20 protein-coding genes are annotated in these 21884 nt (G+C 43.9%); 9 read left to right on the forward strand and 11 right to left on the reverse strand.

The annotated features are described in order from the left end of the window. Positions 1-58 precede the first annotated feature (58 nt). A complete protein-coding gene (locus tag GPUN_RS11315; protein WP_006006805.1) occupies positions 59-1942 on the reverse strand; it encodes a M1 family metallopeptidase in 1884 nt (627 codons plus the stop codon). A gap of 280 nt (positions 1943-2222) precedes the next feature. Here GPUN_RS11315 and GPUN_RS11320 point away from each other — a divergent pair, with 280 nt between their 5' ends. From GPUN_RS11320 to GPUN_RS11330, 3 genes are all read left to right on the forward strand, one after another. After that, positions 2223-4124, forward strand: coding sequence for an alpha-amylase family glycosyl hydrolase (locus tag GPUN_RS11320; RefSeq protein WP_006006807.1), 1902 nt, complete (start codon positions 2223-2225; stop codon positions 4122-4124). A 506-nt stretch (positions 4125-4630) separates the two neighbouring features. Further along, positions 4631-6016 carry a hypothetical protein gene (locus tag GPUN_RS11325; protein WP_006006809.1) on the forward strand — a complete coding sequence of 462 codons (1386 nt, stop codon included), beginning with the start codon at positions 4631-4633 and terminating at the stop codon, positions 6014-6016. Positions 6017-6184: 168 nt separating this feature from the next. Further along, positions 6185-7243 carry an endonuclease/exonuclease/phosphatase family protein gene (locus GPUN_RS11330; protein ID WP_006006811.1) on the forward strand — a complete coding sequence of 353 codons (1059 nt, stop codon included), beginning with the start codon at positions 6185-6187 and terminating at the stop codon, positions 7241-7243. A 71-nt stretch (positions 7244-7314) separates the two neighbouring features. Here the strand turns inward: GPUN_RS11330 and GPUN_RS11335 are convergent, their stop codons facing one another. The 5 genes from GPUN_RS11335 to GPUN_RS11345 all read right to left on the reverse strand — a co-directional run bounded on the left by GPUN_RS11335 (position 7315) and on the right by GPUN_RS11345 (position 10450). Continuing rightward, positions 7315-8052 carry a hypothetical protein gene (locus GPUN_RS11335; protein WP_006006813.1) on the reverse strand — a complete coding sequence of 246 codons (738 nt, stop codon included), beginning with the start codon at positions 8050-8052 and terminating at the stop codon, positions 7315-7317. 91 nt (positions 8053-8143) lie between these two features. Next, complete coding sequence (locus GPUN_RS14390) at positions 8144-8302, reverse strand: hypothetical protein (protein ID WP_158309276.1); 159 nt, start codon at positions 8300-8302, stop codon at positions 8144-8146. Positions 8303-8394: 92 nt separating this feature from the next. Further along, on the reverse strand, positions 8395-9078 hold the full coding sequence (locus GPUN_RS11340; protein ID WP_006006817.1) for a thiol:disulfide interchange protein DsbA/DsbL: 684 nt from the start codon (positions 9076-9078) through the stop codon (positions 8395-8397). A gap of 90 nt (positions 9079-9168) precedes the next feature. Next, positions 9169-9312, reverse strand: a complete 144-nt coding sequence (locus tag GPUN_RS14395; RefSeq protein ID WP_158309277.1) for a hypothetical protein — start codon at positions 9310-9312, stop codon at positions 9169-9171. A gap of 34 nt (positions 9313-9346) precedes the next feature. After that, positions 9347-10450: a polysaccharide deacetylase family protein gene (locus GPUN_RS11345; protein WP_081483956.1), complete on the reverse strand. Its 1104-nt coding sequence runs from the start codon at positions 10448-10450 to the stop codon at positions 9347-9349. A 271-nt stretch (positions 10451-10721) separates the two neighbouring features. On the opposite strand from GPUN_RS11345, the gene GPUN_RS11350 reads away from it, so the two are divergent. From GPUN_RS11350 to GPUN_RS11360, 3 genes are all read left to right on the forward strand, one after another. Further along, positions 10722-11951 carry an NRAMP family divalent metal transporter gene (locus GPUN_RS11350; protein ID WP_006006824.1) on the forward strand — a complete coding sequence of 410 codons (1230 nt, stop codon included), beginning with the start codon at positions 10722-10724 and terminating at the stop codon, positions 11949-11951. A 119-nt stretch (positions 11952-12070) separates the two neighbouring features. Beyond that, entirely contained in the window at positions 12071-12829 is a 759-nt protein-coding gene (locus GPUN_RS11355; protein WP_006006826.1) for an SDR family oxidoreductase, read from the forward strand. Between the two features lie 137 nt (positions 12830-12966). Further along, positions 12967-13233 carry a hypothetical protein gene (locus GPUN_RS11360; protein ID WP_006006828.1) on the forward strand — a complete coding sequence of 89 codons (267 nt, stop codon included), beginning with the start codon at positions 12967-12969 and terminating at the stop codon, positions 13231-13233. Between the two features lie 85 nt (positions 13234-13318). On the opposite strand, the gene GPUN_RS11365 is transcribed toward GPUN_RS11360, so the two are convergent. Then, positions 13319-13996, reverse strand: coding sequence for a polyamine aminopropyltransferase (locus GPUN_RS11365; RefSeq protein WP_006006830.1), 678 nt, complete (start codon positions 13994-13996; stop codon positions 13319-13321). 60 nt (positions 13997-14056) lie between these two features. Continuing rightward, positions 14057-15616: a bifunctional GNAT family N-acetyltransferase/carbon-nitrogen hydrolase family protein gene (locus tag GPUN_RS11370; RefSeq protein ID WP_006006832.1), complete on the reverse strand. Its 1560-nt coding sequence runs from the start codon at positions 15614-15616 to the stop codon at positions 14057-14059. 440 nt (positions 15617-16056) lie between these two features. On the opposite strand from GPUN_RS11370, the gene GPUN_RS11375 reads away from it, so the two are divergent. Both GPUN_RS11375 and GPUN_RS11380 read left to right on the forward strand, forming a co-directional pair. Then, positions 16057-17547 carry a RimK family ATP-grasp domain-containing protein gene (locus tag GPUN_RS11375; RefSeq protein ID WP_006006836.1) on the forward strand — a complete coding sequence of 497 codons (1491 nt, stop codon included), beginning with the start codon at positions 16057-16059 and terminating at the stop codon, positions 17545-17547. Then, positions 17547-18737: a peptidase C39 family protein gene (locus GPUN_RS11380; protein ID WP_006006838.1), complete on the forward strand. Its 1191-nt coding sequence runs from the start codon at positions 17547-17549 to the stop codon at positions 18735-18737. Before GPUN_RS11375 ends, GPUN_RS11380 begins: the two co-directional genes overlap by 1 nt. Before the next feature lie 136 nt (positions 18738-18873). On the opposite strand, the gene GPUN_RS11385 is transcribed toward GPUN_RS11380, so the two are convergent. From GPUN_RS11385 to vapB, 3 genes are all read right to left on the reverse strand, one after another. Next, positions 18874-19674, reverse strand: a complete 801-nt coding sequence (locus tag GPUN_RS11385; RefSeq protein WP_006006839.1) for a TlpA family protein disulfide reductase — start codon at positions 19672-19674, stop codon at positions 18874-18876. 530 nt (positions 19675-20204) lie between these two features. Then, on the reverse strand, positions 20205-20606 hold the full coding sequence (locus tag GPUN_RS11390; RefSeq protein ID WP_006006843.1) for a type II toxin-antitoxin system VapC family toxin: 402 nt from the start codon (positions 20604-20606) through the stop codon (positions 20205-20207). A gap of 11 nt (positions 20607-20617) precedes the next feature. Further along, positions 20618-20845: a type II toxin-antitoxin system VapB family antitoxin gene (vapB, locus tag GPUN_RS11395; protein WP_006006846.1), complete on the reverse strand. Its 228-nt coding sequence runs from the start codon at positions 20843-20845 to the stop codon at positions 20618-20620. 379 nt (positions 20846-21224) lie between these two features. Here vapB and GPUN_RS11400 point away from each other — a divergent pair, with 379 nt between their 5' ends. Further along, positions 21225-21875 (forward strand): CIA30 family protein, encoded by a 651-nt coding sequence (locus GPUN_RS11400; protein WP_006006848.1) that lies wholly within the window; start codon positions 21225-21227, stop codon positions 21873-21875. Positions 21876-21884 lie beyond the last annotated feature (9 nt).

The raw sequence follows: 21884 nt of genomic DNA on the forward strand, positions 1-21884 counted from the left end.
GCGACTCGTTTAAAAACAAAGGCTTATACCTTTATTTACTATAAGCCTTTTTATGCACTTAGTCTACAAATCCTTCATTCGCGCGTATAGTCAGCGGATGATAGCCTGGTTTAGCTTCTTCAAATGCCTTTTTAGCGAAAGCCTTGCCCTCTGGTGTTTTTGACAGCGCTTCGTATAAAGGCTTTACTAATTTATTACGGCCTATGCTAGTAAGGTAGCTATATAAGCGATCGTAGGCAGGCTTATACTCATTGCTAACCGCTATCATTAGCCAACTGTGGGCTATTTCATTATTTTTACTCTGCGTGAATGCAAATGTAGCATCAAGCTCAGCAAGCTGCTGTGGGCTGAGTTCATTGGGCATATTATTTAAAAAATATAGCCACTGATGAACCGTCCACGTTTCGGATATGATATCTGTTACCGGAATATCACCGCTTAGCCACGCGTCGCGTTCGTTATCAACAAAAACAAAGGCATCAGACGACGGCACAGGTGCATCTTGTGGAATACCGGGGGCGAAAATCCACTCTTGAATGCGCGTTTTGCTGAGCTCATTTGAATAGGTTTTTAGCAGCGTGTTGTCTAGGTAGGCAATAAATTCGTCGGTGGTAATACTTTTAAATGCAAATGCATCGAAGTAATCAAGCAAGAATTGATCAAAGTTATCGCGGCCAATTTTCATTTCAAGCTCGCGCAAAAACAAGGCACCTTTTTCATAGGGGATAGTTGAAAATACATCGTCAGGATTGCGTCCGCGCAGGTCAATGGCTAAGATTTGATCATTCTCAGGCAGCCTAGCAATAGCCGCCTGCAGGTCTTGATAACCTAACACCGCTTCCATATTGTAGCGGTCGGTGCCGTAAATCATCTCCATGATGCGGTAGGTCAGATAAGTCGTAAAACCTTCATTTAACCACAGGTCACGCCAGGTAGCGTTGGTCACGGTATTGCCCGACCAGCTATGCGCAAGCTCATGCGCAATGAGTGACACTAAGCTTTTGTCTCCCGCAATGACGGTAGGGGTAATAAATGACAGGCGCGGGTTTTCCATGCCGCCAAAAGGAAAAGACGGTGGCAAAATAAGCAGGTCGTAACGGTCCCAGCTGTAGGCACCATATTTTTCTTCGGTAAGCTCAAGCATACTTTCGGTGTCTTCAAACTCTGCCGCAGCAGCCTGTAATATTGATGGCTCTGCATATACGCCGGTGCGCTCTCCCATGGGCATAAAGCGTAAATCGCCAACGGCTAGGGCAATTAAATAGGAAGGAATTGGCTGTGGCATAGTAAATTCATAAACGCCATCTCGCGGGGTATTAGGATCATTGGATGCGCTCATCACCGCAAGCAATTCTTTGGGAGTGCGAATAGTGGCGTTGTAAGTTACGCGCACTTGGGGAGAGTCTTGCAGTGGTATAAAGCTTCTTGCATGAATAGCCTGAGCTTGGGTAAATAGAAATGGGTGCTGTTTGCCGGCTGTTTGCGCAGGCGTAAGCCACTGCACGCCCGACGCGCTGGGTGAGGTTTGATAGTGAACAGTAACTTGTGTAGCCCGCTTGCCAACATCAATATGCAGCGCTGCGCCTAAATTTTCATCGGCTGGTTTTAACGTGTAATCGACTGGTTTGTCGTTTACAGTCACGTTTTTAATCGTCAGATCACGCGTGTCTAGAATGAGTTCGGTCGCTTTTTGCTCAACGCGTTCAAAGCTAAGCTGGGCGCGGCCTATAAGGCTTTTTTGGCTGAAGTCAGCGTTTAGATCAAGGTTTATGTGCTTAACTAGTATTTCACTAGGATTGCTAAACGAGTGGTAATCGGTACCCGATTCAATCGCGACGTCATCAGGTGCTGCTGAAGCTTCAGGTTCTTTTGGAGCGCTGCATGCGCTAAGTGCTAATGCCGAGGCAATAAGCGTAAGGCATAGCCAAATAGAGGTTTTCATTGTTTGTTCCTTATTATAATCAGCGCAATGCGCAAGTATGATATAGGAATACCATACTCGATAAGTCAGTTCTACACCATTTGTGTTTGGTTTAATAAGCCTCAATAGCAATAGGTAACCTAGTAAACCGCTTACCTATTGCCATTGAACCGGCTCCACCTGCAACCGTTGAAGTGCTAGAGCGCAAAACTTGGTAAGCAGTTTGTAAGGATTCGGTAAAACGTGCGACTATACATAGAATTAATAATAATAGCCTACTAGGCAATACTAGGATGTTTAAATGAAATACCGTTTGGCAATATTAGTTAGTGTTGTTTTGCTAATATCTTGCGGCAAAGCAGCTGATCCCGTGGTTCTTAAGCCAGTTCCTACAACAGTACCGCAGTGGACAAAAGAAGCCATATGGTATCAGATTATGGTTGACCGGTTTTATAATGCCGACTCAGGTAACGACCCTACAGCAGCGACGCTTGTCGGCAGTGCACCGGGCTATATTCCACCTACTTGGGAAATCACCCCGTGGACTCAAAACTGGTATTCACCAGACTCTTATTTTGAGGATATGTTTGGAAAAACAGACATCAATGGCGGTGTCATACACAGTTTCGATGCAAAAGTGGCTCTTAGGCGTTACGGAGGCGACTTACAAGGCGTGCTTGATAAGCTCGATTATTTGGAAAGCCTAGGAATAAACGCTATTTATTTTAGCCCTATAAACGATTCGCCCTGCGCTGATAAACGTCAGCCGCGCAGCTGGCGTCACATCGATGTTAACTTTGGTCCTGATCCTGCTGGTGATGTCGCGCTCATAGCTTCTGAAGACCCTAGTGATCCAAGTACTTGGCACATGACCAGCGCCGACACCTTGTTTTTAGAGCTTATAAAGCAAACAAAAGCGCGTAACATTCGTCTCATCTTGGACTATTCATGGGGCGCTCCTGGGCAACATTTTTGGGCTTGGCACGACGTTTTAGATAATCAGCAATCATCTCAATATATTGACTGGTTTGACATGAAAAGCCCTGATAACGTTGGCCGAATAGCAAGCGATATCACACCATTGCCTGCGCAAAAAAATGCAAGTGAGGCTACTTCAACACCCAGAAGCTTAGTCCAAGGTGATATTAAGAGTCAAGCGGCAAAAGCGCATATAATGGCTGTGACACGCCGGTGGCTTGACCCTAACAAAGACGGCGACTCCAGCGATGGAGTTGACGGCTTTATGTTAAGCGACGCCAATAATCTTCCCTTGGACTTTTGGCGTGACTATCGTATTTACGTTAAATCTATCAATCCACAAGCTTATTTAGTGGGTGATATTTCAACAGATAAAAACAGCGAAATGCGGTTTACTGCCGACCTTGCGCTGCAAGGTGATGTATTTGACGGCCTCATAGATAATGGCAGATACAAGGCTGCAAGTGACTATTTTTCAACGCCCGCTCAGGCGCAAAGGCCTTCACAATTTGTGTCTATATTACAGCAGGCCGAAAAAGGTCTTAATAGGGAGTATGTGTATTCGAGTATTAATATATCTGCTAGTCATGAAACACCGCGTCTTCTGAGCGCTTTACTGGCCAATAGTAGTGAAAAAACAAAAGGCAAGGACAGCAATAATAAAAACTATAATGCTCTTAAACCAGGCTTAAGTACTATCAACACGGCAAAATTGCTGTTAGTTTTTCAGTTTACTTGGTTTGGAGCGCCACAACTCTTGGCGGGAGACGAAATGGGTATGTGGGGCGATGAAAGCCCGCATCATCAAAAACCACTTATATGGCCAGAGTATTCGTTTGCTAATGAAAGTGAGCATCCCCTAGCTAGCATGGACCAAGTTAAGGAGGTGCAATTTAATCAAGATTTATTCGATTATTATCAATTTCTAGTGAAGTTAAGGCGCGCTAATCCAGTGTTATCTCAGGGAGCTATAGAGTTTTTTCAACAAGACGATAAAAAGCGCTTAATGTCTTACAGACGTTATAATGACGAGGGAGAGAGTGCTTATATTGTATTCAATACTGGGCCTAAGCGCCAACAAATCATATTACCAAGTGCGGTCGTAAACACCCAAAGTTGGCTGCTCTGGCATTCCAATGACAGCACTAATATTTTGCAAAGCGTACCCAGTGAGCAACTTTCTATAGATGCCGAATCTGCTATTGTCATTATTACTAAACACTAACAAAGAAGTGCACATTTTTTTAAGATCTTGTTTTTAAGATTATTATTTCGATGCGGTTAACAAAATACTGGCTCATGCTTAACATTTTTACAAAGCACTTTAGTCTAATAATCGTTTTTAAATAATTAAGCAGCCTGACTATGTTGTATTAGAACAGCATTAGACGAAATATTATGTAAAAACACCGCGGATTCACACTAATTTAGCTCAAACTCGTTCTTGTTATACTTTTTTCCTAAGCACTACTTCACCTTGACCTTTGCTTGCTTCCATTGATTTTGTAATTTGGGTCTGTGTGTTTTTAGCATTTAATTGCTTCAATGTCAGTCGGCTTAGGCTAAATGTAAAAAAGTTACACCTTTTGTGTGAAAATAGTGTACAAATTAAGCTGCAGTTTTGTCGTCATATTGTAGAACACGCAAGAATGATATAAATAAGATTTTAAAAATGCGTACCCAGAATACGCAGGGCTATTACTAAATAGCTGACTAAGGGAAAATAATAATATGCTAGCAAAAAGACCCGACGGTGAGGTTCAGCCCGGTTTTAAATGGGGACCGTTTACTATGCGGATACCGCTTATTCATCTGCGCTTTTCACTAGCTGACATGCTCCAAGGATTCGCGGTCGCAGGCGCGACAGGACTAGCCTTAGTGCCTTACTTTATGGCCTTGTTAGGCCTTAATTTTGAAGAAGCGGTGGTAATGGCGATGTTTCATAGCTTGCTCATATCGTTTTCTTGGATGTTTTTTGGGGATCCCTATGCGCCCGGCTGGCTAACGCCGGCCATACCATTTGTAGTCGCTTTTATAACCACACCGGCTTATTTAGGTGATCATGCATCTCAATTTCAAGCGATGACAGCGCTGTCGCTCAATTTTGCGTTCATTCTTATTTTTTTGGGGGTGACGGGGCTAGGAGAAAAGCTCATAAAAGTAGTGCCCAATGTGTTCAAAGGCGGCATTATTTTAGGGGCGGCGATTGCGGCGTTTATGCGCGTTACGTTAGAGGGCGATGTAGCAAACGTGTTTGAGTCGGCGCCTATAGCCGGCACGCTTGGTGTGGTAGTGTGTTTAGTATTTGCTTTTTCAAAACCGCTGCAGACATTGGCTATGGACCAAAAATGGTTTGCTAAAATTCTTGGTTTTGGCTTACTCCCTGGTTTCGTCGTTGCTGGCACAGTAGGCTACTTCACTGGTGAGTTTCAATATAATATACGGTGGGAAATTTTAGATGTGGGCGCTGCTACCGCTTCACTTTGGGAAAAGGCATCACCTTTTTCCATTGGATGGCCGCCTATCGACACGTTCTTAGCTTCATTTCCCTTAGCGTTAATTACCTATATTTTGTTTTTTGGTGATGTAGTAACGGGCAACGAAATGATTGAACAAGCGCAAAAAACAAGAACAGATGAAATACTAGAATTAAACGGCAGCCGCGCGCATATGGCAACTGGTTTACGAAATGCCATGATGGGAATAATCGCACCCTTCTTTGGCACTCAAGGTGTGCTATGGACCGGTATTCAGGTCGTTTTGTTGAAACGTTGGTCGCAAGGGCGCGACAAGGTCGACTCAATCTTTGACAGTATTGGTAGCTTTTATGCGTTTGGCCTGCCGTTCTTATTTATATTATTGCCACTGGTGACGCTGCTTGAGCCGCTCTTACCAGTGGCCTTAGCGGTAACACTTATACTTACCGCTTTTGCTTGTGCTACCTTAGCCTTGTCTTTAGTCAGTGACGCCACAGAGCGCGGCGCAATGGTAATTACCGCGATGGCCTTTAGTTTGTTTGAGCCATGGCTTGGCTTGCTGGTTGGCCTTATTACTATTGCTGCGCTGTGTGGGTTTAAGGTGTTTATGCCGGCAAAAGAAGCGCCCGAGACCAAATAGAGCATAGTTCCTAGCGCCCTATTGCTTTAAAAGATAAATGAAAAGCTTTTTAGCAATAGGGCGTATTTATTTCCATTACGCTCTATTTAACGAACAAGTAGCGTTCAATATTTATTGAAGAAGATGAGACTAGGTAAATCTCTCTCTTTGTATAGGAAAACATAGCTTATGAAATTACAAAAAATTCTGCTTATAATGTTAAGCGCAGTCACCATCGCCGCTTGCTCAAGTAATAATGCAGGTCTTGAAACGCCCTCATCAGACCTTTACTTAGCTACAGCAGAGGTAAGCGCAGCATCATCACAAATATATAAGGCAGGCTGGAGCGCACCCGCTAATTACGCGTACACAAACCAAAACACCCTAAAAATTATCTCGTGGAATGTTGAACACTTTGTTGATCAGCACAATGACCCTTACGTGAACAATAGCCGCGAAGACGATGCACAACATATGGGCAATAAGCGCGCCGACTTAGTTATAGCCTTACAGCAGGCAAATGCCGACATAGTGGTATTACAAGAGTTTGAAAGTGCAAAATTGCTCAGAGAAATTGCAAGTACCGATTTAGCTGACATGGGCTATCAGTTTTTTGCTGACGCGCCGTCACACACTTGGTACATGAACGTGGTTATTATGAGTAAAGTGCCTTTGGGCGTGATGTATAACTACGGTAATTTGCACACCGAACTGGTTAATTGGCGCGACGAGGATGGCGAGCCTGCTACTCAAAGCCGGCTAAACACTCGCACGTGGGCAATCGAGGTATATCCATCGGATACTTATTCTTTTGTGCTAGGCGCGGTGCACTTAAAAGCAGGTAGAGACGAGCGAGATATTGCAACGCGCTTAGGTCAAATTAATATGCTAACAGCCCAGTTTGAGCGATTTTTAAATGAAGATAACAATAGAAATATACTGCTAGTAGGCGATTTCAACGCGCTGCCCAACACCCTTGAGCTAAGCACATTGTTAGCAGGCACCAACGCGGGTAATACCTTTGTTGATCCCTTAGGCGCTAGCGATTTTACCCATCCAGCCATTGCGCCGGTTCGCAGGCTTGACTATGCCGTGATGAACCACAATATGCACGCTGAGATGGTGCCAAATTCGGCCAAAGTTATCACCTACTTTGACGCGCAGCGTCAAGATGACTTAGCTGACCATTTGCCCGTTGTGATCGAATTCTTTTTGCAGGATGCACCGGTTAAAAAACCTGCTATGTAATAATTGACGTATCATTTGCTTGCGCCACGGATCAAGCCAGGCATGTTTAATACCTTGCATGCCTACTAGTGCTAGCCAACAATGATAATAACCGCCGTGTAGGGCCTTATCATTAGGGCCTGTGATGTAACAAAGGTAGTTGCTTTAGGGGAATCTGACTGCCACATGGTAATTTTAGTTGAGGTCATAAAGCCAAAAGGTAATGGGACTTCGACGGTGTCAAAAGAAAAGTTAAACGCAACAAATGCGCGGGTATTTCCCAAGGTGCGCTGATATGCAAATAGAGAAAACTCTTCACTGGCCGTATAAATATCTATTTCGCCTTGCTTAAACACATCAAACTCATCGCCAAGTGCTATTAACGAATCTACATACTGTGACCACGTTTCGTTTTGCTGCAAATAGTCATTATCTTTTGGGGACAAATAGAGCTCACCTAAAGATGCGAACTGATGCGCAATAAACTGTTCATTTCGCTGCTGCTCAATCGCCAAACGCGCTTCATTCTCGATGCTACTGCTAAGTGATCGAGTCAGAACATTCTCTATTATTAAGGATTTTTGTGCAGCTAGACTGCCGTCATTAACCTTTGTTGCTTTACTTAAGTCATTGAGACTTTTTGCAAGCAGAGGAATTTGCGCAGGGGAGGTGTTAAAGAATAAATCGTAAGACTGGCCATACCAGCTTGGAAGAATATTAGGGTCATTGGGTAGATTATAATCACCAGATTGATTGGTTGGGGTACAGGCAATTATTAATAAAACCAACGAAAATACTATTAGCTTGATAAACTGAGGTATGAAGGTCATAAAACAACGCTGGCAAGAGAAAAAGATGAATACAAGTATTACGTGCGTGGCCTAAAATAGTTTTTTCATTGTTTTTCTCAATGGTGCTTATTTAGGTATCGCTTATACTGCCGCTAAGCATGGGTCCAATTTGATGACTCTGGCCATTAAAAGAACCAAATTCGCCGACTTTTCCAAAGCTGTTAAACATTTCTACGCTTAGGGTAAGTTTGTTGTCTATGCTTAACCGCCATCTGAATATAATTTTCACACAAGTGCTGCCAGACAAAATATCCGACAGCATACCAGATTATTTATACAACAAGTAAAGGGCTAATGCGCGCAAAGCCACTAAAGTAAGCCTTATTGTGTGGTAAGCCATGCAATAAGATTAACCATATCGTTTATATCCATTTCTTGGGTGAACTTTACCTGATATTTTCCATTTACAATGAAGGTGGGTACGCTTTGTATATTCGAACGATATTGCGTGAATGTATCGCTGTGTTCTTGCACTAAGGCTGCCAGTTCTGGCGAGGCTTGGGCAGTTGCAAAGTCTTGCGCCGAGACTTGATTTGCTAAAAATAGTGGTTCTATGTCAGCTAAACCTGCAATCTCTTTTTTTTCAACGTGAATGTGGTCAAATATGGCACTGTTGATAACATCCTCTTTGCCCATATAGTCAGCAATTAACATTGCCTGACTGGCGCTTTGTTGAATCTCCTTCGAGGTAAAGCCCATAAAATCCACGTGTACCTTTTTAAACGCGGTTCCAGCATCGAGCTGGTCTTTTATAAGCGCTACTATGGGCTCAAAATTATGGCAGTGAGGGCACCAAAATGAGAAAAACTCTTGCACCTGAGGGGTTTCGCTGGCGGGTTGATCTAGCACAATATAGTGAATATTTTCAAGCCAAGGCGCTTGTGCTTGAGAAGACGCTTGTGTATCTATAGAGGGCTCGCTGGGTGCCTCAAGTGGCGTTTGACTTGGCTCTTTGGAACAAGAAGCCAGCATTAGAAGTAAAAGCAAGAAGAGAGACTTTTTCATACAAAGACCTTATTAAAAATGAATAGAATGTGTTTTTGGTTTGGGCTGTGGGTTTTGCAAATGGCGATTAGTATATCAAAAATTTTTACACTAAGGCTCAAGTTTATGGGCGCTTAGCTCTAGGCTATAGTGCAAGCGCTTGCTTTTATCATCGCTGCTGTTCTTACTCGCCGAGCAGCTCAACGTCGCAAGTAGCACTAGAGCAACGACACTGACGCTTCTTATTATCTGCATGCTTACTCCAAAATATAGCCACTGGAGCAGGTATTTAATCTAAAAACTTACCTTCACTTGTTGCCGTAAACATGGGATATGAAAACCAGTAATATCTGGAGGGCGCTGAAACGCTTGGCGCCGTGCAGTTAATGCGGGCACGGCCAGCAAGGCTTGTATGATTTACTTTTACAGTAAGGGTATTGCCGTTGGCCATAAATTTAAGTTTTTCGCCTTTAAAATAGCAGGCAAAAGCACTTAGGCGAACGTCGGCACTAGTTACTTCTAGTATTAGCTCATCGATGACCGTGTTTGGCGTAAACTCAAATGTAGCAGGCGCTATTAATTTAACCGGCATGGCTAAGCTGTCAAGTTTCACTTTTAAGGCGCTAATTTTGGCGTATATGCCAGCTGCAGGAAAACGAGGCAGCGCGCCAAAATCACTAAAGCGGCTCACCGCGCCAGACTGCTGACCAAAACCAATGTAAGCTTGGACCTGCAGCTCTTGCTTAAGTGCATGGTTGAATTCACCGAAAGGATAGGCCAGCCATTTTTTACTATAGCCTAGTGTCTCAAGCATTATTTGTTCAGCCTGATTCACATCTTGCATTACCCGTTCAAGCCATTGCGCTTGCGTCTCGCCAGGGTATTTTTCTAATAAGTGAGCATGGTCCAAAGTATGATTGGCAAAGGTGGCTAAGGGCTGCATTTGCTTTATTTGTGCCCATGTTAATTGATTTGCAAACTCTCCTATTATGGCGGGGTTAATAAATATAGTGTATGGGAACTTATGTTTAAGCAACACCGGATGTGCGTTTGTTAAAATATTAGTAAAACCGTCGTCAAAGGTAATTGCGACTGATTTTTTGGGCAAAGACTGCTTGTTTTGAATAGCGGAAATCGCCTCAGCAAGGTCTATAACCTTATAATTTTGCGCCAAAAACGCCATGTGCTCAGCAAACACTTCAGGTGTCACGCTAGTGCTTGCTGGCGTGTCGCTAGCAACATGATGATATTGCAAAATAACAAGATTAGCGTCTGCGGTAGAAAAAGTGCTGGCGGCTATTGCCTCCTGTGCTTTTACATCACCAATAGTGAAAAGTAAGCATTTTATGCAAAGCAATGTCAGTAAAGTTCGTATAAATAAAGTTATGCTCATGTCGTCTAGCCGGTTTAATAAGACCTGCGCACATATTATCACTTTTTGAAATCAAACTCACATTTGCACTTTGTTAAAGGTGGATGCTTACTGTGGTGATCGCATTTGTGTGTGGGCAAGAGTTTAGTAAGCTGTCAGTGTCAGCGCAGCAAATTTAGTAAGCGAATACTCAAGCACACCACTTGTCCTTGTTTGCCGTTAACAGATGTTGAATCGCGGGTGCATTTTGTTTATTATGCATGCACATTCACATCAAATAACAACGCACCGTATGGAAGCTCAACAGCAAGGATGGCAAGGCCGATTACAGGCATTAGGCCCGGGTATTTTAATGGCTACCGCTGCCATTGGTGGCTCCCATTTGGTGGCGTCTACGCAAGCCGGTGCGCTGTTTGGCTGGCAGCTTGTTTGGCTGATAGTACTGGTTAATATACTCAAATATCCATTTTTTCGGTTTGGCGTGCAGTACACCCTAGAGCGCAATGAAAGCTTACTTGAGGGCTATCAGCGAAAGGGCAAGGCCTATTTCTACAGTTTTATTGTGTTGATGATTATCGCTGCTGTGGTCAATACCGCCGGGGTGCTGTTACTCACCGCCAGCCTCTTGCAGTATGCGCTTCCAGGCAATGTGTCGATAACGTTATTATGCTGGGTGGTCTTGGCTGCCTGTTTGCTGATTTTGCTGCTGGGTCACTATCGAGCACTCGACGCGGTATCAAAAATAATCATGCTGGTGCTAACCGTTACCACCTTAATTGCCGTGGCGATTGCTTGGCAAAACGGTGCCCAAGCGCCACCTGACTACATTGGGCCGTCGCCATGGACCTTAGCGGGCATGGGGTTTTTAGTGGCCTTAATGGGCTGGATGCCTGCCCCTATCGAGATTTCAGCTATCAGCTCATTGTGGTTAAAAGAAAAGCAGCGCCATGTGCAAATAACGCGCTCCCAAGGTCTGTTCGATTTTAATCTTGGCTATTGGCTTACCGCTGGGCTAGCGCTGATGTTTTTATCTTTGGGTGCCTTAGTACAATATGGCAACGAGCAGCCCATTGCGGTGGCTGGAGGGGCGTTTGCGCAACAGCTCATGAATATGTATGTGAGCACTATTGGCAGCTGGTCGCGGCCGCTGGTTGCTCTGGTGGCTTTTTTATGTATGTTTGGAACCACTATTACGGTCCTAGATGGCTATGCGCGCAGCCTGCATGCGTCGTTTACCCAGCTCGGCTGGATTGCCTCTACCGCGCCGCTTAATTATTGGTTGCTGGTCCAAGCCGCATGCGGTATGGCGCTAATTTTATTTTTCAAATCAGCGCTGGCACCCATGCTCACCTTTGCTATGACCTTGGCCTTTTTAACCACGCCGGTATTTGCCTGGCTCAACTATAGCCTGATGCAAGGCACTAACGGCATTGCGCTGAGTTTGCCGCTGAAACTGCTTAGCTGGATAGGCTTATGTTATCTCACCGGCTTCGCCCTGTTATTTCTCGTCTTTATTTTTTAGACCTCACTTGGTTTGCTGGACATTCTTGAGACTAATACACACTCATGAAAATAAAACAGTTCTTTAGTGTGGCTAAATCTCCTACAGTTTCATGGTTTAAATTTAGATAGGATATAGCGATGAATAATTTTATTGGCAAAGTAGTACTGATTACGGGAGCTGGCAATGGTATTGGGCGGGCTACGGCACTGGCTTTTGCGCAGCAAGGTGCAAATGTTGTGGTGGCTGACATTAGTCAAGCAGATGGTGAAGAGACGGTTTCTATAGTCAAACAAGCGGGCGGAATAGCGAGATTTATTTTTTGCGATGTAACCAAAAATGAAGACGTTAAAGCAATGGTTGAGGCTACTTTATACGCCTATGGAAAGTTAGACATTGCGTTTAACAATGCGGGTATTGAAATAGAACAGTGTAAGTTGGCAGATGGTGACGAGGCTATTTACGACAAAATAATGGACGTGAATGTGAAAGGGGTTTGGCGCTGCATGAAGTATCAAATTCCTGCTATGCTCAAGCAGGCTTCGTCGTCTATTGTGAATACCGCGTCGATTGCGGGTTTGGGCGCCGCGCCTAAAATGAGTGTGTATAGCGCCAGTAAGCATGCGGTAATCGGGCTTACGAAGTCAGCCGCGGTTGAATATGGTAAAAAGGGCCTGCGTGTGAATGCGGTATGCCCTGGGGTTATCAATACGAAAATGTATACTCGAGCCATACATATTGAGCCGCAAAAAGAGCAGTTTATCAAAAACCTTCATCCCGTTGGGCGCATCGGCCAGCCTGAAGAAGTAGCCGCAGCCGTGCTGTATTTATGCTCAGACTTAGCCGGATTCACTACAGGCATTGCTTTACCAATTGACGGCGGCTCTAATGCTATTTAATAATAAACTCTTGAATTTACTTGCTTAGTGAGATCCCAGCGCTAATAACATTCGCGTCTTATATGTGATCAAATAATGTTGAATGCGGCTATAATAACGAGACATTTATTAAATAACATAGTGATGCGGAGCTGTGAATGGCCGATATGAATTTGTATGTGGTAGTGGCGATTACTACGCTACTAAGCACGGGGCTTGCGCTGTTATTTTTTGGTGCGCTGTTAACAATTGCCGCTGCATTTGGTAATAAACGAACCACGTGGGGAATAATATGCGTACTGCTGCTGCCGCTTACGGGTGCCTATGTAATGCTGTATTGGGATGAAACCGCGTATTCACGTAAGTACTTACTACCAGGCGCTGCACTTGTAATCGTAGCCGCCGCTTGTTTTTATCTCCTTTAATTCGTGTTAGAGGCCATAATGTCTATATTTTCGCGCGCAGTGAAACTAACATTGAAACTAAGTATGCAGTTAACTTTCAGCTACGCTAGGCTTTTCGCGCTAAAAAAATAGTATGCCGGCTGCCCTTTCCTTTGCGTGCTCTAGCAATGCGAGTACTGACTTCATACCCCGCTTTCTTTAATCTAAGCGTAAATAAGTTATCTGGCCCAGCGGACCATATTGCCAGCACCCCTTTAGGTAAAAGGGTTTGATAAATATCTTTAAGCCCACTTAAGGAATATATCCAATCATTGTCGCGTTGAGTTAGGCCTTCAGGACCGTTGTCTACATCCAGTAAAATGGCGTTATAGGTAGGCGCGCGCGTGGCCAATAGTGTTTTAATATCCCCTATGTGCACCTTAGTGCGGGGATTATCAAGTGGATTTTTTGCACACCTCCCCAAAGGGCCCTTATTCCACTGAACTACCTCAGGTACCAGCTCCGCTACCGTCACGGTTGCGCTGTTGTTAGTGGCGCCAAGCGCGGCAGCTAAGGTGTACCCCATGCCTAATCCGCCCACTAATACATGCGCGTTTTTAGTAGTGCTTATATGAGCGCAGCCAAGTGTAGCCAGCTCTTGCTCTGAGTTGTACACGCGGCTGTTCATCAATTCTCCGCGTATACCGGATAGTTTTATCGAAAACTCTTCATCGCGCCTAGACAGGGTTAACTCGCCGCCATTGTTGGGTATAATGGCTTTACCCAGATACACCCAGGGGATCATAAGGCCGCCTTACAAGCTAATGTAACAACAATAGTATTGAGCATGTTGGCCTGCCTTTTATTACTTTTCACCAATCCACTGTACTCTGTATAAGTCTCTGCGCTTGTCTAAATAGTTACGTACTGAACCTTCGTTCTTAAGCTTCTCAAGCTTGTCTAAATCCAAATCGGCAATCAGCATCATTTCCGTATTAGGGGTTGTTTCAGACACAATAGCATCGTGTGGGAAGGCAAAGTCGGAAGGTGAAAAGACGGCGGTTTGTGCATACTGAATGTCGACATTGTCTACTTTAGGCAGGTTCCCTACGCTGCCCGCAATAGCAACGTAACACTCGTTTTCAATGGCGCGAGCTTGAGCACAGCGGCGTACACGCAAGTACCCATTTTTGGTGTCAGTCCAAAACGGTACACATAAAATTTGTATTTCTTCTTCTGACAAAATACGCGCAAGCTCTGGAAACTCAACGTCATAACATATTAAAATACCTATTTTGCCAAAATCAGTTTCAAACGCAGCGAGTTTGTCGCCGCCTTTCATCAGCCAGCCATTTTTTTCATAAGGCGTGGGATGCAGTTTATATTGGCTTTCAACACGGCCGTCTCGGTGACACAAGTAAGCGACGTTATACAGCTCATTATCTTCAATTAAGGGCATTGAACCGGCCACAATATTAATATTGTAGCTTACTGCCAGCTCCGATATTGCCGTTAACAGCTCTTCGGTGTACTCGGCTAAATGCCAAATAGCGTCTATGGGTGCGTCTGAATCGCTTAGACCCATAAGCGGTGCATTAAAAAACTCGGGCAGCACGGCTAAGTCGCATTTATAGTCAGACAGCGCGTCAATAAAGTACTCAACCTGCTGGAGCAGTTCAGCCACATCGTCAAAATAGCGCATTTGCCACTGCACCAATCCTAAGCGGGCACTTGAATATTTACTTGCTAATAAAGAGGGTTTTTCTGCGTCGTAGTACATGTTGTGCCACTGCAGTAAAGTAGCGTAGCCATGTGAGGCTTTATCTTCGGGTAAGTAAGCTTTTAGTATTTGCTTAACCACAAAACCGTTGCTCATTTGAAACGAGAGCGTTGGGTCGTGGATCTCTTTTTCTTTTACTTGCTCAATATATTCATACGGCGTCATCTTATCTGCGTATTGAGAATAGTTAGGAATACGCCCGCCCGCCATAATACTTTTTAAATTGAGGTTACGGCATAGCTCTTTGCGCGCCTCGTACAAGCGGCGACCTAAGCGCATGCCGCGATATTCTGGGTCTACGAAAAAATCTACCCCATACATTACGTCGCCTTTCGGATCGTGAGTAGTAATGTAGGCATCGCCAGTTATTTCTTCGTAGGTGTGTTTGTCACCAAATTTTTCGTAATCAACAATCACCGCAAAGGCGGCCGCGATGACTTTACCGTTGTCTACTATACAAATTTGTCCGTCGGCAAAGGTATTTATTTGTGCTTGATAGCGCTTTTTCGAAAGTGCCCCACCGTTGTTTTTATACACAATATTCATAAGCGCTTGAATATCTTCGAAGTCATCAAGGGTTAAATGCCGTAATTCAATATGTGTTCCGGTTTCTTCAATCGAGTTGGGTGAATTGTCGTCGTTCACAGGTGTCTCCGTAAATGGTGGCTGCTAGTTTTGTTAGCTAATAATATGGTCAAGGTTTAGCGGCAGTAGGTTCGATATGTAAGAGCTACATCACTATGAGCGCTGTTATGTGCCTGCAAGATAGAGCAGGTACATTAAAAAAGCAATGGGGTCACAGAAACTAAGAAACTAGAGAGGCCTGGTTAAATTAGTTTCTCTTGCTAACATCTGTTACATCCTCTATATTCGCGGCTCCACACCATGCCCAATTTTCTACCTAAGCACACCATGCACGCTACAACAAATGCAGCGCCAGCGACCTATATAAATAGCGCCAGCGACCTATATAAATGGGTAAGACAATGCAGCAATACTGCACATATTGTTTAGTAAAACTTGTTGATTAAGCAGCATATCCGCTTATTATATTTACTCTCACATTAGGAACGCTCGGAACAAAAATGTCTATCACATTAATAGTCAGTGACTACGGTCAGCAAATTTCTGGTGTGCAAGCACAAGTATTGAGTTTTGCAGAGTATTTAGCGCAGTACCCGAAGGCGAATGAGCAAAAGACGAGAGTCATAAACTTGTGCGATACAGAGCAGTATCTCAGTGAGGGATATTACTGTTCATTGCTGGCTCAGGCGCGCCAGCATGAAGTGTTACCCAGTGTCAGCACTATTGTCGATATTGGCTCACAGCTTCAAAACGGCGGCGAAATGCAGTTAATTTTGCCCAGCCATTTTAATAAAGCCTTAAATGCTGAGCTAAACGGGACAGGCTCTAGTGCTGAAACATTTGAACTGCCAATATACTGTGGCAATACCGCTTCAGTGAGCTTTACCCGCTTGGCGAATTATTTATTTATGCAGTGCCGACTGCCCTTGTTAACTGCTCGCTTTAGTAAAAGTGGTGATCTTTGGCGTGCATTTCTTAAAAAGAAATCTATTACTAGTTTGACTGAAGACCAATTTAGCGATTTTCATACGCAGCTTGAGAAGTTTACACAGCAAGTTTGGCGAAGCCGCACTAAAACCAAAAAGCACCGCTGGGATATGGCTATTCTGGTAAATTCAAAAGAAGAGACACCGCCAAGTGATAGCAAAGCCTTAAAGCTTTTTGTAAAGGCGGCATCGCAGCTTGGCATTAAAGCGGAATTAGTAGAATACGACAACTGCATTGATTATCGCAGCTTTGTTGCCCGTTTCGACGCGCTGTTTATTCGCGAAACAACCTCCATCAAAAGTCATACCTACGAATTAGCAAGAGCCGCTGAAAAAGAAGGTATTGTGGTAATAGATGACCCTAGTTCTATACTTCGCTGCTGCAATAAAGTGTTTTTGCATGATGCCTTTAGTTACCATAAAATACCGTCACCCAAAACGCGCTTTGTGACTAACTACACGCCAGAAACCTTAACAGATTTAGCCGATACCTTCGGTTTCCCGATGATTTTGAAACTGCCTGAAAGCGCCTTTTCACTGGGCGTATATAAGGTTAAAGACGAAGCCGCGCTGCTTGAAAAATTAAAAGAAATGATAAAAGTGTCAGCGCTAGTGCTGGTGCAAGAATATTTATTCACTGAATACGACTGGCGCATTGGCGTGTTGAATAACAAGCCTATTTTTGCCTGCCGCTATTTTATGGCGCCTAACCACTGGCAAATATACAACCATGCAAACAACAGTGAAGCTGGTATGGCGCAAACCTTACCCACCTTTGAAGTGCCTAAAAATGTGCTCAGCAGCGCCATAAAAGCCTGCCGCTTTATTGGCAATGGCTTATATGGCGTTGACATTAAAGAAGCCAACGGTAAAGCCTATGTTATTGAAGTAAATGACAACCCCAATATCGATACCGAGGTTGAAGACAAGTACGCCGGCAAAGAGCTGTATATGGAGATTATGCAAGAATTTGTGAATCGTTTAGAAGCCAGAGGGCGTAAGTAATGTCGTCAAATAGAGTTGGCGTAACGCGCATAGAAGCTGCTTTTAGGCAGGCAACCATGGCCGACGTCAATGCGCTAACAGAGCTTGAAAACACTTGTTTTCAGACCGACCGCCTGTCTAGGCGGCAGTTTAAATACTGGATAAAAGCGCAAAATAAAGTGCTACTGCTGGCAACCATAAACGACACTATTGTTGGCTATGGATTAGTTATTTTGCGTAAAGGCACTAGCCTAGCGCGACTTTATTCGCTAGCCTTATTAAATGCGCACCGGGGTAAAGGCATTGCTGGGGCACTAATGCGTCTATTAGAAGAAGCTTGCATCGAACATAAACGTGCTTATTTACGTTTAGAAGTATCTGAAAAAAACGCCACCGCGATTTCACTGTATGCGTCTATGGATTATAAAAAATTCGGCTATTATCCGCATTATTACGAAGACGACTCAAACGCAGTGCGTATGCAAAAACCTATTATGCAAGGTCAGCAAAGCGCACGTTTGGCAGCCTACCCTTACTATGCACAATCGACAGAGTTTACCTGCGGGCCAGCATCGTTGTTAATGGCGATGGCGAAACTCGACAATAATATTGCCTTAGCGCAAAATGCAGAGCTTGACATATGGAGAACCGCGACCACCATATTTATGACCTCTGGGCACGGCGGTTGCCACCCTTTAGGCCTAGCTATAGCCGGGGTTAATAATGGCTTTAGCAGCGAAGTGTTTATAAATCAAGAGGTACCTTTGTTCTTAGCTGGTGTGCGCCAAGCGCATAAAAAAGATGTTATTGCACAGGTAGAGCACGATTTTGTCGATAAAGCGCAGCGAGCTGGTGTGAAGGTTAACTACAAAGATTACACCACCAACGATATAGCCGATGCACTTAACACCGGTGCTAGCGTAATGTGCTTGTTGAGTAGCTATCAGTTCGACGGTTTCAAAGGCCCGCATTGGGTCGCAGTTACGCATATAGATGAGGACTTTATGTACATTCACGACCCTGACATTGACTTTAAAGACGCTACTCAAATTAACGAAGGCGAAAACGACAGTAGTTATAGGCAGCACGTGCCGGTGAGCTTATTAAATTTTGAACGTTATACTCGATTCGGCAAAGCAAAGCTACGCACAGCCCTTATACTGCGATTGGTAAGCTCATCGTTAAACCAAAGCAGCACACTAAAACCTTAAGCTAAAAGAGCAAACAAAGTCTCCATATATACCAAGACCGAAGGAGTTTTGCACGCACGTTCTTATCAACTGCCTAAGTTCCCATTTGCAATTGGTGCAAATACTTTTTAACGGGTAACCCCGACCGCGGTATTTATTATCTTAGGTAGCCCTCAATGCCCCGTTCTAAATCTGCTTGCGAGATCCGTCCGGTATGACTGTAGACTAGCTTGCCGTTAACGTCGAAGAACAGTGTGACTGGCAGGCTGAAAAGTCCCTTGTTTGTGGCAATTTCGCCTTTGGTATCTATGAGTACGTGTTGAAAATTGATGCCTTCACGCTGCAGAAACTGTGCTACCGTTGGGCTTGCTTCGCGCTGATTTAGTGAAATGAAGGTGACATTGTTATAGCGCTGCTCAGCTGCCATCAACACAGGCATTTCTTGTAGGCAAGGATCACAAGAAGTCGCCCACAAGTTGACAACAACCGGTTGTTGCTGACTAATATCCCTTATTTTAATCTCTTGTCCATTTAGCTGCATAAAAGTGCTTTGCGGGAGCACGGTATGTGAACGCGCTAAGGTAATTACCAAGCTAAATACCGCATATGTGCCTAACATAGTAAACGTCCCGCTAAGGAGCGCTCTACGCTGTTTACCTTGGCGAAGCTTTACAAATAAAACAAGCGCAAAGCCAACGAAGGCGCCTGCATAATCAAGGTCGCCGTCGCGTATATCGAGCATGTGCCAAAGGCTGTTGTAGCTATCAAAAAAGCGCAGTACAAATACCAGCCTGCCAAGCACCAAACCCGCTAGAAGCATCGTTAGCATGACATCTGACGCACGGCCTTTATATTTTCTTGCCACTATAAGCGTTACTATAAAACCAATTATTACGCTAATTAACGCTAATACGGGTGATACAGATAACGCAAAAGGGCCAAAATTAGAGGAAGTCATTATTCGCCCATTACTGTGAGTGATGCACTTAAGTGTGGATCAGTGTGCCGGCTTGCACACAGCCGGCTCAATCCAACGCTAACAACTTGATTGCACAGATTCATTCAACTCTCCACATCAATGTTTTAATAACAATTTTAGTTTTGCTTGCTACATTAGCAAAGTTAAGCGTGCATAAATAAAGAATTGAATGCATTAAAACATAAATTTTGTTTTCGATTACTTAATGACATTCTTATTCTAGGCCTATTGCTGCCCTTAGATTTACTGCTAAACAGCAAAAAAAGCGCACTTTTCTATTGAAAGCCCTATCAGTTGAGCAAGTAGTAGTGGTCCGGTCCCAGTAATGCATAGTTTTTAATTCCTACAGATGGATACACTAATTTTCTTGGTGCTATTCAGGGCTTCAGCCCAAAGCGGCCAGTAGTCCCGATGCTGCAAAGCCTAAAAACGAGCTGCAACAGCTGGCTACATCAGCGAATAGTAAGCCGGTGGTCGTAAAGAAAAAGTAGCCCCTAGTAAGGTGGTGATTATTTCGTCCAATCTTCAATACTAAGACCCTTCACACGTGCAAACTCTTTGGTATTATTAGTGACTAATACGCAATCTACGGCGATCGCGTGACCTGCTATTGCGTTATCATTGGCACCGATGGTAGTGCCGCTGTCACTTAAGTGTTTTTTTATTTTTGTTGTGGCGTCAACCGCTTCTTTATCCCATGGTAAAACACTTTCAATCCGTGACATAAATTCATCCACGATGACATTGTGTTTGGGGGATAACTTTTTGCCAATAGCACCAAACCTCATTTCTGCATATGTAATAGCAGAAACTACAAGCCGGTCTTTGGCTTCGACATGTTTTTGCAATATTTTGAGTAACTCTAAAGGGCGTTCACGCATAATGAAAGAACAAATATTTGTATCTAACATGTATGTCTTTTTCAAAATGATACCCTACCGTCGGTAACTACATCGGTGCGCTCATCCATAAAATCATCGTCAGCTTTATCAACTAACGAGAAAGTCGACCATGATTTGCGTCTAGGCGTTAACACGATTGAATCACCGTTTCGAGTGATTTCAACTTCGTTTATCCCTTCGAATTCTAATTCCTTGGGTATCCTAACCGCTTGGCTTTTGCCATTTGTAAACAATGAAGCAGTTGCCATATTGTGTCGCCTATGTATAAGTCTAGTATATATTATTGTATGTTCAACCATGTATATGTCAAGCATATACATGGTTGAATATATGTCAGTTTTAAGTATGACAGCAGAAGTAAGATCGCACTTTCAAGGCCTTTGGGAAGCTCTTCGTATATCTTAAAAAGTTTTAAGCTGTTGATACATATATTTTCTAAATTTCAAGTTCTTCGTTAAACGAGCTTATATTGGCATATATCAATTAATAATAAGGAAGATCTTGTTTACCAACTTCCCAAATATTTAAAAATAGCAGACAAGATATATAAAGTCTTTTACTAAGCACTTATGATCGAAGCGACCTATACTTACATAAGAAGAGTGATATAACTCAGCGATAGCAATTATGAAGCCTACTTTAGAAAAGCACAAAATAGCGTCGCGTGCTAGACAGCGATTTTATAACATCAAAGTTATACTAAGACTTGGCTTTGTGTTAATGACAGCAACAATAGCAGGCACTGCGATGGCAAATTCTACATCAAGCCCACAAATAAAACTCAGCACCGCCGCTGAAGCCCAAAATTGGATAGTGGTAAACGACACCGTAATGGGCGGCCGTTCTCAAGCTAGCATAAAGCTAGGCGCTGATCACATGCGCTTTGATGGCGACTTGTCTATGCTAAACAACGGTGGTTTTGCTTCTATAAGACGGGTAGATGAGCCGATAAACTGGCAGGCCAGCACACCCATGCAAATTGTGGTGAAAGGCGACGGTCGCACGTATCAATTTCGCCTTCGCACTGACCGTTATATCGATGGCGTAGCCTACGTGGCGCCGTTTCAAACTGTAAAAGGTGAATGGCAAACGATTCGTTTCACCACTAATGACTTTACCCCGCAGTTCAGAGGCCGCTTAGTGCCGCGCGCACCAGCCCTCACTTTTGCCGACGTTACTCAGCTTGGATTTATGCTAGCTGATGGCGCACCGGGCGAGTTTGCGCTTGATATTAAGGAAATTTCCCAAGGTAGTGAAGGTAGCCAACATTCGCTATAGCGTGAGGAA

The organism is Glaciecola punicea ACAM 611 (assembly GCF_000252165.1).
Classification (GTDB): domain Bacteria; phylum Pseudomonadota; class Gammaproteobacteria; order Enterobacterales; family Alteromonadaceae; genus Glaciecola; species Glaciecola punicea.